This window comes from Legionella sp. PC1000 (assembly GCF_014109805.1).
Taxonomy (GTDB): Bacteria; Pseudomonadota; Gammaproteobacteria; order Legionellales; family Legionellaceae; genus Legionella; species Legionella resiliens.
Map to the genome: position 1 here is coordinate 1,539,982 of NZ_CP059400.1, position 12,466 is coordinate 1,552,447.

Consider the following 12,466-nt stretch of genomic DNA (forward strand, 5'->3'; position numbering starts at 1 on the left):
TTATCCTGGGTACAGGGCAGCGGAAACCTGGTTTCTGATATAAATCTCCCAACCTCGGTTTCCGCTGCCTTGCACCCAGGCTCAAGCTACACGGTTAACCATATTCAGAAAGTTCTTCTCGGAGACGTTTTTCTTCAAATAAGTCTTCTATTCTTCTTCTTCGTTCCAATTTAGTCGAAGGATTGGTTTCCGTAGTTAGGAGTGTGTCGACACCGAACTCTTCCGTATCGTTCACGTCTTCTTCAAATTCACGAGCATCCATAGCTATCTCCTTAGCCTAACCCGTAGTTAATCTTACAAAATAACAGAAATTAAGTTGGGGGAATAGTGGAATTTTTTGACCATATTTTGGAGAAATTACCAGAGAATGAGAATCCTAGTTTTAATTTTAAAAAATCAAAACCAGGATTGTAGTTAATGACCGAGAATACCTTGTATCTCTTGCTCGCGTTCGGCTTCTTTTCTACTTATTTTTTGTTCTTCTGCCTCTATCTCTTCCTTGGTTTTTCCTGTCATTTTTGCCTGAATCCTTCCCTTATCGATTTCTTCACGAAATTGTCTGGTGGTTACTTCTGGAGGTTCTTTCTTAGGCTCTTCTTTGACTAATTCACTGAGCTTTTGACGTCTTTGTGCTGCCTTTTCATGAAGCATTTGCAATTCCTTAGCAGAGAAGATGTCTCTTGGATCAATTTCCTTGCCCGTGGATTTATCTATTAGATGAATGCCTTTTTTCCGCTCTTTTTCATCTACTTTCTCTTGTCCAGGTAGTGGCGCTGGATCAAAGCCCGCTTCAAGTGCTGCTTCATAGGCTTGTTTCGCTCTGTCTTTTAGGGTTTTCTTATCGTCGAAATTAATCGTCATGGTGATTGAGTCAAACCCAGAAGCTCTTACTGCTTGAGCCATAGTCAACATGTCTACCTTAGGATTTTCTTTATTGCTTAAATAGTAAAAAGGAGAAAAGATGCGTGATGACATCTCTACAGTCCAAATACCGGGTTCGCCTTCTTTTGTTCCCTTTTGCTGTTTTATCTCAGATCCAGATAAGGAAATGATAAAATCTAAATCGTTTGGATCTATGGCGGAAATTGTTTGATTTTCAAAATCTACATAAGCTGTTGTATTTCTTTCTGGCAGGGTTATACCTCGTTTTTTACGATTCTCTTCCCTTGCCCGCTCCATTTCCTTATCCATTCTGTCTCTATCGGATGCACTGAGTTGATCTTGCCAGCTTTCCAACATACCAGAGAAAATAACACGTTTATTTTCAAGAGCAGAAGCTTTATCGAGTATAGTCAGGTTTTCTTTAGCAGAGTCGTTAAATGCAGAAAGTTGCTCTGCATGTTTTTTTTCCATCTCTGCTATTAAATCTTTTTTTATTGTTTCTACTTCTTCAGTAGTTTTGCCTAAGGCTTTTTTGATTTTTTCTGAGAGCGCACCGGGGAGCGTACTATCTAGTGCAGCTTTAAAATCCTCCAGTTCTTTTTTTTGCTGGGCTTCTATCGCCTTTCTGCCTCGCTGATTAATTTGTTCAAGATAGCCTCGGGTTTTATCTACTGTAAGCTCAGGAATTTGGTTGATCCGTTTTTTAAAGAACTCCATTGAGTCTTTATATGTCTCTTGAGCATCTGTATAAAACTCTTTAGGTTTCAATAGGTTTTCGAATGCTGTTCTAACTTCTTGTTTCTCAGGAGGATTATCTCCTTGGATTAATTTTGCAAAAGTATCTTCCTCATTTGGACCTACTTTTGTCGTAAAACCTGAAGAATTTTGGAGTCGCTTATCAGCATGAGCCTTCAAAGCCTCTGCTCCAAAGGTAAGATTTTGAGTTAATCCAATAGAGTCGCGATAATTTTGTAAAATTCTTTCCTGTTCTTGTTCAGAAAATTGATCCAAGAATCGTCTAGATTTAAGTATATTATATAATGCTTGTCTCAATGAAGGCATAGAATGGTACCTCAGAAGCTCTCTTTTTTATAAAGTATAACACTTTTATAAGTATAACACCGATTCATTAAGAGAGAATTAGGGTCCGAATGGTAAAAATTGTTAAGATAAGGTAAATTGAGCTAATTTTTGAACATAAAACTGCCCTTTTTGGCCTATTTGCGTCCTACCCTCATGAATGACGAGCTTCGCTTCACCTGAATCTTATAGGCATCTCTGAAAAATCAGTCCATCGCGACACCAACGTCATGCGTTTTGTCCCTGAGAGTTCGAAACAGGAAAATACATATTCTACATCTACAGTGATGCATGAAAGACTGTCATCCCTGCGTAGGCAGGGGACCCATTTACAATATACTGGGAAAAACAAATTAAAAAGTGAAAAGAAAATGGAACATTGCCTTTAAGTGAGTGAACCAATCCTCAGTGGCTTATTAATTTGAGTAATGAACTATTTTGATGGATGGGTCCCCTAAATTCGCAGGGATGACAGCCTTTTTGACTTCGATATAGGGTCGACCATTCCTTAGACTGGATGGATTCAAGTAACTAATGAGTTCTACCTGGTTAAATTTTCTGAGGAACGCTCAGGACTTGTCCGCGGGATCCAGAAGATCTACGCTAACACACTGGACCCGGGTGTAGCAGAGATGGGATGTGGTCAAAAGAAAGTTCGCTTTACCCGGGCTTTAAAATCTAACATAGAGCCTACCAAGCAGGAATTGCTGAGTCTCCAAATAAAACTTTAGCCTTTTCTTTAACTTCTTCAGAGTTTAACGCTTTAACAAATAGTTCCAGTTGTTCTTTTTTAGGAGAGTTGCTGCGAATGACGATGATATTGGCATAAGGGGAGTTTTTATCTTCAGTAAATAAAGCATCACTTGAAGGATTCAGACCTGCAGGTAAGGCAAAGGTTGTATTGATTACTGCTGCATCCACATCGGGTAAAACTCTTGGTAATTGTGCGGCATCCATTTCTTTGAACTGCAGGTTATGTGGATTTGTTGCAATATCTTTTAGACCGGTATTTTCAGTGGGTTTTAAGGTAATCAAGTGTGCTTTTTCCAATAATTGGAGTGCTCGCATTTCATTGCTGGGGTCGTTGGGGAGGGCAATTACTGCTTTTTCAGGCAGTTGCTGTAATGAAGTATATTTTTTAGAATAAATTCCCATGGGGTAAACAAATGTTCTACCTATTGCCTCTAAAGTATATCCATGGGCTTTAACAGAACTATTAAGGTAAGGTAAATGTTGGTAGACATTCGCATCCAAGCTTCCATCTTGTAATGCTTCATTGGGTAAATTGTAATCATTGAAAGTTACAATTTTTATATTTAAGTCGTATTTGTTCTTTGCTACTTCTTTTGCTGTTTCTACCAGTTCAGTTTCAGGACCAGCAATGGTTCCTATTACCAAAGTATTTGGTGACGGCTTGTTACATGCAACAAGACTCAATAATAAAACGCCATAAGCTAAAATCCGCATTTAATACTCCAAAAAAATAATACAGGGTTTATTTCCATTCCTACTATCTTGGCTAAACTGTGCTGATTTTCTGCGTTCATATGCTCACATCCCCCGTGTATGCGGTGCTTCGGTACTCGGAAATCAGACCATTTTAGCTCAAGCTAGCGAAATGGAAGCAGCCCCTAGTTATGTAAAAAACGTTTTGCCAGATAATCTCCGGCCATTTGCATCAGTTGTACCATCACAATCAAAATAATTACTGTCGATATCATGACTCCGGCATCAAAACGTTGGTAACCATAGTTAATTGCCAAAGTACCCAGACCGCCAGCACCAACAGTTCCTGCCATTGCTGAATAATTCACTAATGTAATCGCTGTAACAGTAATAGCATGAATTAACGCAGGCTTCGCTTCGGGTAATAAAATATGCAAGATAATTTGTTGGGTGTTCGCGCCCATTGAATACCCTGTTTCGATAAGGCCTAAAGGTAAGCTACGATAAACATTATCTACCAATCGAGCAAAAAAGGGTGTTGCGCCAAGAGTAAGGGGTACTATGGCTGCATTCATTCCAATTGAAGTACCAACGATGAGCCGGGTGAATGGAATAATTGCTACTAATAAAATAATAAAAGGTATGGAGCGCGCCATGTTAATGAAGGCAGACAATGCTTTATACACTTTAGGCATTGGTTTAATGTGACTGGACGAATAGAGCCAGGTTCCTAAAGGCAAGCCGAGTATAATTGCAAATAAAGTACTGATAGCTACCATATACAGTGTTTCACATGTTGCAATGATTAAATCATATGCCATCGGGAAGGACATAACCTAAAACCTCCACAGTTAAATTGGCTTTTTCACAGCGTTCGATAAATGCCTCAAGTAAAAATTGATGTGCAGTTAATTCAACAACCACAACGCCACAGGTTACCGTATCATAACGATCTATATTGGCCAGCAAGATGTTAATGTCCAGATTTAACTCACGACTTGTTTGACTAATAAAAGGTACTGTTGCTTCTTCACCCTGGAAGAATAGGCGCAGTAAAGGTTTATCGGTTACGTAATCTGCGAGTCTTTTAGTAAGACATTCAGGCAATTGGGGGCTGAGTTGCGCATAAAGCATACTTCGAGCCAGGCTGTCTTTTTTATTAAATACATTAGCAAGGGCGGTGGTTTCAACCAACTCGCCATCAACCATTACCGCCAACCGGTTACAAATACGCTTCACTACATCCATTTCATGAGTAATAAGGATTATAGTGATGCCATAAAGCGCGTTAATTTTTTTTAGCAACGCTAAAATAGAGTCTGTTGTTTCGGGGTCTAATGCTGAGGTTGCCTCATCGCAAAGCAGAATTTTAGGTGAGCAACTTAAGGCACGAGCAATAGCCACTCTTTGTTTTTGCCCGCCACTGAGTTGGGCAGGGTATGCCAGTTTTTTATCGTTTAATTCGACAATTGGCAATAATTCTTCGATTTTATTACGAACGACCTCTTCGTCAATTCCTTGAATGCGCATGGGGAGTGCAATGTTGTCATAAACATTTTTGGAGTTGAGTAAATTGAATTGTTGAAAAATCATTGCCATTTTGTGGCGCGCTAAAGCCAAATCTTTTCTTGAAAGACGCGTCAAATATTGGTTATCAATAATGACATGGCCTTCATCAGGCCGTTCTAGAAGATTAATGCATCTTAATAAGGTTGATTTCCCAGCACCACTTTTACCAATGATTCCGAAAATTTCACCTTCTTGGATAAATAGATTAATGTCACGCAGAACAGATTTACCCGAAAAGGATTTGGATAATCCACTTAATTCAATCATTATTATAACCTGAGATTATGCATGCGGACGGAAGACTTAGAGGAATGTAATCATATCCGCTTTAGCCGTATTTTCAAAAAAGAACTCTTTTTTGAGCGTCCGCAAGCTGAATTTCAAATCGACGCCATTGCAGCATTATACACAAGTTCTTGGTATAAACAAATGCAGTACCTCTAATTTTATTCGAGTTTTAATGTGACGAATGAGTTTTGGAGTAAGCGACGCAGCAGGTGCTTGTGGGAGCAGTGCCACACATCGAATCATGTTGCTTGATTATTTGTGAGGGGTATCCTATTTTAAAAATATATAAGTTTCACTATCAAGATTAATAACCCCTTCGAAATATGCATACAGGAGAAAAATAATGCCTCGTCCTAGTAAGTCACTCCAAAAAAAAGATGGGAAGTGGATATTTGATGGCTATCATTTTGATGAGGATGATCCTGCAAATCAAATGGCTTATCTTTTTGCTGGGCAAGAGGCACAAAAAAGGGCTAAAGCAATACGTGAAGCAGCTGAGAGAATACAAAATCCTGAAGAAAGAAAACAGTTTATAGAACAAGAAATTAAGAAAAGAGCAGCAGAAGTAGATGAAGGATTTCAAAAAGGACTTATAGATATTATTAAAGGATTACCTACTTCAGGTAAAGATAAAAGCGGCAAAGAGGCTGGGAAAGATTTAGCTATCTCCCTGATGAAAGGGCTTGGTTTAAATGTTAATCCTGATAACGTACAAACACATTATTCTTCAGGACCCCCACAATGTTTCAGAATTACATGGGTTAATCGACCAACTGAAGAACTTAAAGATGAAAAGTCTGAAATCAATCAGCTGAGTAAATGTTATGCCAATTCTTTGAGCCCTGAGGCACAACAGGATTTTAACGCAAAGTGGGATACACATAGGATGCATGCAACGAATGATGGTCCAAAAATAGACAAAACTGCCTTTGAACTGGATTCTGCAAAATCGTGGGGTGAGTTTAAAAGTAAAGTAAAACAAGAATATGAGCAATCTGAGAGTTTAAATCCAGATGAACGCGACAATTTAAGCACTGGGCTATAGTAAATACAAAAATAAGTCGTTAAATTGGTTAAGAATTTTCATTGCCATGCAAGGGCTCACAGATTTTTCAAGAGATAATTTTATTCATAGTTATGGTACTGCTGCATTTTGGTAAAAATGCAGCATCTATTTTTTATTGTTGTAATTCTTCGCGATTTTTAAAATAATCTAATGCCTGAGGATTTGCCAGAGATTGCAAATTATTTACAGGTAAGCCATGCACGACTTGCCTGACAGCTACTTCTACTATTTTTCCACTAATTGTTCTAGGAATATCTGCAACTTGCAATATTTTTGCTGGTACATGTCTTGGTGAGGCATTCTGACGAATCGTTAAGCGAATTTTATTTATTAACTCTTCCGAGAGCTTCATATCGTCACGTAATTTAACAAACAGAACGATACGCACATCATCTTGCCAATCTTGACCAATTACAATGCTGTCCACCACTTCATCTATTTTTTCTACTTGTCTATAGATTTCAGCGGTACCGATACGCACGCCTCCAGGATTTAAAACAGCGTCTGATCGTCCATAAATGATTAATCCATTGTGGGCGGTAATCTCTGCAAAATCTCCATGAGCCCATATTCCGGGAAATCGTCCGAAATAAGCGTGTTGATATGCGGTTTTTTCGGGATCATTCCAAAAACCTACGGGCATGGATGGAAAGGGGGCAGTACAGACTAATTCCCCACGTTTTTCACGAACGGGATGTCCATGTTCATCAAAGACATCAACAGCCATACCAAGGCCAAAGCATTGCAATTCACCTCTGTAAATTGGCAGCATTGGATTACCTAAGGCAAAACAAGAAATGATGTCTGTCCCCCCTGAAATAGAACAAAGCTGGACGTCCTTTTTGATTTGTTCATAAACGTAATCATAGTTTTTAGGTAGAAGGGGGGAGCCTGTAGAGAGGATGCAACGCAAATGAGTAAAATCAAACTCTTCTTTGGGTTTAACTCCTTCTTTTTCTACTGAAGAGATGAATTTGGCACTCGTACCAAAAACAGTAACCTGTTCTTCCGCAATGAGTTTGAATAAACGATTGCTCTCTGGATAAGTTGGAGAACCTTCGTATAACGTGAGAGTCACTCCTAGGGCAAGTGCGGAAACAGTCCAGTTCCACATCATCCATCCGCACGTAGTATAAAAGCATAAGTTGTCCTTAGCATGCAGATCGGTATGTAATCCTAATTCTTTAAGGTGTTGTAATAGGGTTCCTCCTGCTCCATGGACAATGCATTTGGGTTTTCCAGTAGTTCCTGATGAGAACATAATGTAAACTGGATGTTCAAAAGGCATGGCAACAAATTCACAATGACTTGCTGGGCGAAGGAAATCCCTCCAATGTTGTGCTTTAGGCAGTGCAGAAATATCGATGGACTCGTTTATATTAGGACAAATTACAATTTGGATGAGTGAGTTAATCGCATCATTCAGTTGTTTGATCTTTTCTGCCCCACTGTGTTTTTTTCCTTGATATTGATGCCCATCACAGATAAACAATACTTTAGGATCAATTTGGCCCAAGCGATCAATTGCGGCTTGAGCGCCAAAATCAGGGGAACAAGAAGACCAAATCGCTCCTAATGAGGTAGTAGCAAGCATGGCGATAATTGTATGTGCGGTATTGGGCATTAAAGCAGCTACTCTGTCGCCGGCAGTAACTCCGATCGCTTTTAAACCTGCTGCACATTGTGCAACCAAATCATGTAGCTGCTCGTAACTAATTACTTGTTTGCTGTTGTCTTCATTGAGGCTAATTAAAGCAGGATGTTTATCTCTGCGTGATAACAGTTTTTCAGCAAAATTAAATTGAGCCCCAGCAAACCAATGTGCGTTTATCATTTCATTTTCATGATTCAGGATTTGGTAAGGTTCTGTATTAAACTGCACATGAAAGAAATCACAAAGTGTTGGCCAAAAGGAGTCAGGATGCTTAACGGACCAGGTATGCATATCTTGATAATTTTCAAAAATCTGACTGTTTTGTTTGGCAGCGAACTCCATAAATTGCCACATTTTACTTTTTTTAGGATGTTTGGGCTTCCATAAGATGTCATTCATTTCATTCTCTCTTATTGTAAGTGCTCAGCCTCAAATCCGACCGTTCAATGAACACAGGAATTTGAGCTATTACCTTTTATTTATCATTTTATTTCAGCCAGACTCTATATAATTAACAGAGGCAGTCTGGGAGAAGTGGGGTATAACGTGATAAATATTCTAATTACAGGGATTTGCTAACATTGCATTCGCGACTTTTGATTGATTTTTACGTCCTAAAATTTTACAGATCATGTCGCCAGCCGTCACAATTTTAAATATATCTACACCTGTATTTATTCCTAAACCATGCATTAAGTATAGAACGTCTTCGGTAGCAACATTACCGCTTGCACCACGGGCGTAAGGACAACCACCAAGTCCAGCAACTGAACTGTCAAAACGGTGGACTCCGTGTTGTAATGAAGTATAAATATTTGCTATAGCCTGACCGTAAGTGTCATGAAAATGCATTGCCAATTGATTCAGTGGCAATAATTTAAGTATTTGTTCGAGTAATAGATGGGTCTGATATGGAGTTCCAACACCTATAGTATCTCCTAATGAAATTTCATCTACACCCAAATCCAATAATTTTTTCGTTACTTCAACTACCCTTTCGGGAGCTACACTCCCTTCATAAGGACAACCAAGGACACAGGAAATATATCCTCGTACCTTGATGTGTTTTTCTTTTGCTAAAATAAGGACGGACTTAAAACGAGAAATACTTTCGTCGATGGAGCAATTAATATTTCGTTGGTTAAATTGTTCGCTTGCTGCAGTAAATACTGCAATTTCTTTAACACCAGCATCCAATGCTTTGAGCATGCCGTGCTCATTAGGAACTAACGCAGAATAGTGTATGGATGGGACTTTATCTATGGCACGGAATACTTCATTATGGTCTGCCAGTTGTGGAATGGCTTTTGCAGATACAAAACTAGTTACTTCGATATATTGCAAGCCAGATTCACTGAGTAAATTGATTAATTCAATTTTGTGTTTGCTGGATACAAAAGAAGACTCATTTTGCAAGCCATCGCGCGGGCCTACTTCTATAATGGTTACATTTTGCGGATAGTCCATAATTATCTCTTTTAATTTTCCAAGGTGGTCATACGTTGCTGTGGTATAGCAAACCTGTAATCATATGCTCTTCTGAGTTAGTTTCGTTTCATCCAGCAATATATTTTAACGACCAAACCTATATTTTAAGAATCTTCTTCACTTAATGACAGCAGTTCTTCTCCTTCATTCACTTGTGCACCAACGGTATAAAATATATCCAACAAAGTGCCGTCAGTAGGGGCATGAATGGTATGTTCCATTTTCATTGCTTCTAAAACGATTAAACGTTCACCTGCTTTTACCTTTTCACCGATATTTTTTAAAATTGCGACCACAGTTGCTGGCATTGGTGCTGTAAGCTGTCCTTTATGAACGTTGGTTTGCGCACCAAGTGTTCCCCAGTTAAACCGCTCAATAGTAATTTGCCCCTGACTCGCATACAAGGTCAAAGATTGTTTTTTATTTTCAACTGTAGCGTGATGCTTTTGTTTCTTTGTTTCAATATAGATTTTATCGCCAGTTAAATGAGCATAAACCAAATGTTCCTGTGTTTTGAATCGAACTTTAAAGTGGTTTTTATCCATTGGCGTGATAAATGCTTCAATCAATTCATCCTGATCTTTATAGCGCCATATCCAATGGCTTGATATTTGGGATTGCCAGGCAAACGCTTCTTGCAATAAGGGATCCCGAAATGTATTAATGTTGTTTAAATAATCAAAACTCACAGCCATGACTAAGGCTCTTTCCTTATCTGTTGCTGGAAGTTTGATTTCTTCCTGGCTTAAAAAATCGGTACTGAGTTTTGCCTGCCTGAATTTGGCGTGTTGACAAATCGCTTGTAAAAACGGAATGTTCGTTTTGACTCCGCCAATAAAATAACTGGATAAAGCAAGCCCTAATCGAGACAATGCTTCATCGCGATTAGCCCCCCATACGATAAGCTTGGCGATCATAGGATCATAGTACATAGTAATTTGTGATGAAATTTGTACCCCTGTATCAATGCGTACTCCATCTCCAGAAGGTTCTTGCAAAAAGTGGATTTGTCCTATTGATGGAATAAAGTCATGATGCGGATCCTCTGCATAGATACGGCATTCGATAGCATGACCATGTGCTTGAATTCTATCTTGGGTTAAAGGTAACGTTTCATTGGCAGCAATTTTCAGCTGCCATGCGACTAAATCAAGCCCGGTAATCATTTCAGTCACTGGATGTTCTACCTGCAACCGAGTATTCATTTCCATAAAATAGAAATGTTCTGAATCATCTACTAAAAACTCAACAGTACCTGCGCCACTGTATTTTATAGATCGAGCTACCTCACAAGCTGCCTCAGCAAGTTTTTGTCGTAAAGAAACAGATAAATTGGGTGCTGGAGCTTCTTCAATAATCTTTTGATGTCGCCGTTGAATAGAACAATCGCGTTCGAATAAATGAACAACATTGCCATGATTGTCTGCCATGATTTGTAATTCAACATGACGAGGATGAAGCACCAGTTTTTCTATAATCATTGTGTCATCGGCAAAACTTGCCATTGATTCACGTTTTGCTCCGGCCAGAGCAGCACTAAACTCAGATTCGTGATGAACAGCACGCATCCCTTTGCCACCACCGCCATTAGCCGCTTTGAGTAGGACAGGAAATCCTATTTTTTTTGCTTCAGCCAGTAATTTGTCTTCTGCTTGTTCGCTGCCGTGATAGCCCGGGGTTAATGGGACTTTGGTTTTTTCCAGTAATTGTTTAGCTAATTGTTTGGATGCCATTGCTTCCATTGCTTCGACTGAAGGACCAATAAAAACAATGCCAGCTTCTTTACATGCATTGGCAAATTCGGGGTTTTCAGATAAAAATCCATAACCGGGATGAATGGCTTGCGCTCCACATTCCTTGGCAATATGAATAATGTTAGTGATATTCAGATAGCTGTCTTTAGCAGGTGCGTCACCAACACAATATGCACTGTCAGCACTTCGTACATGCAGACTGTCTTTATCAACCGAGGAATAAATAGCTACTGTTTGTATGCCCATAGATTGAGCAGTTTTGATAATTCTGCAGGCAATTTCACCGCGGTTGGCAATAAGAACTTTATTAAACATTAGTGCCTCATCTAATTTTTACTTTTATAACCACTTAAACTCATTTAATGGAGTCCGAGTACTTTATAGCCTGGGTGCAGCACAGCGGAACCCGGGAATACATCGTTTACCGATCCCGGGTTTCGCTGTGCTGCACCCAGGCTACTAATTCCAGTTTGGTGTTTCTTTCTTTAAAAATGCATTAAGCCCTTGTTGTCCCTCAGCGGATACTCTTTTTTGAGCGATTAAGGAAGCAGTGTAATAAACAAGTTCATCATTTATTTTTTTATTTGCTACATAGCTTGCCAGTTGTTTTGATGCTCTGACTGCATCGGGTGCATTGTTGCTGATTTGTTTTGCATAATTAAGTGTAAATTCCAACAAGTTTTCCTCAGGAACACAGTGTTGTACTAAATGTAATGACAATGCCTTTGCTGCATCAAAAACCTCAGCACTCATAAATAATGCTTTAGCGCTACGTTCCCCAACGGCTTGCACGACGTATGGACTAATTACTGCCGGTATAAGACCCAATTTAACTTCTGAAAAACAAAAACGTGCTGATTGGGAAGCTATAGTAATATCACATGCCGCTGCAAGACCTGCTCCACCACCAAAAGCAGAGCCATGTACCATAGCTAAAGTGGGTTTAGGGCTTTTATTTAAAGTGTACATCAGATTACCAAGTACCATGGCATCCTTGAGATTTTCTTCTTCATTATAACGTGCCATGTTTTGCATCCAGGCTAAATCAGCCCCTGCAGAAAAATGTTTTCCATTTGCTTTGAGCACTATGACACGAACATTAGAATTGGCAATAGCAGCATCAAGCTGATGTTGCATCTCGCTTAAAAGCTGATTATCAAAAGCATTGTGCTTACTCACACGATTTAAAGTGAGTAAATACAAGTGATCTTGAATTTCAAACAACAAGTCGCTCACCTT

Annotated in this window: 10 protein-coding genes; 1 reads left to right on the forward strand and 9 read right to left on the reverse strand. The window is 39.2% G+C overall.

The annotated features are described in order from the left end of the window. Positions 1 to 94: 94 nt before the first annotated feature. From FOLKNPGA_RS06765 to FOLKNPGA_RS06785, 5 genes are all read right to left on the reverse strand, one after another. Positions 95 to 262 carry a PA3496 family putative envelope integrity protein gene (locus FOLKNPGA_RS06765; protein ID WP_182352300.1) on the reverse strand — a complete coding sequence of 56 codons (168 nt, stop codon included), beginning with the start codon at positions 260 to 262 and terminating at the stop codon, positions 95 to 97. 152 nt (positions 263 to 414) lie between these two features. Continuing rightward, the gene (locus tag FOLKNPGA_RS06770; RefSeq protein ID WP_182352303.1) at positions 415 to 1,944 is read right to left on the reverse strand and encodes a hypothetical protein; all 1,530 of its coding nucleotides are present in this window, start codon (positions 1,942 to 1,944) and stop codon (positions 415 to 417) included. A 708-nt stretch (positions 1,945 to 2,652) separates the two neighbouring features. Continuing rightward, complete coding sequence (locus FOLKNPGA_RS06775) at positions 2,653 to 3,429, reverse strand: MetQ/NlpA family ABC transporter substrate-binding protein (RefSeq protein WP_182352304.1); 777 nt, start codon at positions 3,427 to 3,429, stop codon at positions 2,653 to 2,655. A gap of 164 nt (positions 3,430 to 3,593) precedes the next feature. Beyond that, positions 3,594 to 4,241, reverse strand: a complete 648-nt coding sequence (locus FOLKNPGA_RS06780; RefSeq protein ID WP_182352305.1) for a methionine ABC transporter permease — start codon at positions 4,239 to 4,241, stop codon at positions 3,594 to 3,596. Then, the gene (locus tag FOLKNPGA_RS06785; protein WP_182352306.1) at positions 4,219 to 5,244 is read right to left on the reverse strand and encodes a methionine ABC transporter ATP-binding protein; all 1,026 of its coding nucleotides are present in this window, start codon (positions 5,242 to 5,244) and stop codon (positions 4,219 to 4,221) included. The genes FOLKNPGA_RS06780 and FOLKNPGA_RS06785 overlap by 23 nt, the downstream gene beginning before the upstream one ends. A gap of 364 nt (positions 5,245 to 5,608) precedes the next feature. Between FOLKNPGA_RS06785 and FOLKNPGA_RS06790 the strand changes: the two genes are divergently transcribed. Continuing rightward, positions 5,609 to 6,310, forward strand: coding sequence for a hypothetical protein (locus FOLKNPGA_RS06790; protein ID WP_182352307.1), 702 nt, complete (start codon positions 5,609 to 5,611; stop codon positions 6,308 to 6,310). Positions 6,311 to 6,443: 133 nt separating this feature from the next. Here FOLKNPGA_RS06790 and FOLKNPGA_RS06795 read toward each other — a convergent pair whose 3' ends face one another. The 4 genes from FOLKNPGA_RS06795 to FOLKNPGA_RS06810 form a co-directional block, all read right to left on the reverse strand. After that, positions 6,444 to 8,384, reverse strand: a complete 1,941-nt coding sequence (locus FOLKNPGA_RS06795; RefSeq protein WP_182352308.1) for an acetoacetate--CoA ligase — start codon at positions 8,382 to 8,384, stop codon at positions 6,444 to 6,446. Positions 8,385 to 8,543: 159 nt separating this feature from the next. Further along, positions 8,544 to 9,452 carry a hydroxymethylglutaryl-CoA lyase gene (locus tag FOLKNPGA_RS06800; protein ID WP_182352310.1) on the reverse strand — a complete coding sequence of 303 codons (909 nt, stop codon included), beginning with the start codon at positions 9,450 to 9,452 and terminating at the stop codon, positions 8,544 to 8,546. Between the two features lie 125 nt (positions 9,453 to 9,577). Next, positions 9,578 to 11,542: an acetyl-CoA carboxylase biotin carboxylase subunit gene (locus FOLKNPGA_RS06805; RefSeq protein ID WP_182352311.1), complete on the reverse strand. Its 1,965-nt coding sequence runs from the start codon at positions 11,540 to 11,542 to the stop codon at positions 9,578 to 9,580. 144 nt (positions 11,543 to 11,686) lie between these two features. Continuing rightward, on the reverse strand, positions 11,687 to 12,463 hold the full coding sequence (locus FOLKNPGA_RS06810) for an enoyl-CoA hydratase-related protein (RefSeq protein WP_182352313.1): 777 nt from the start codon (positions 12,461 to 12,463) through the stop codon (positions 11,687 to 11,689). Between the last annotated feature and the right edge of the window lie 3 nt (positions 12,464 to 12,466).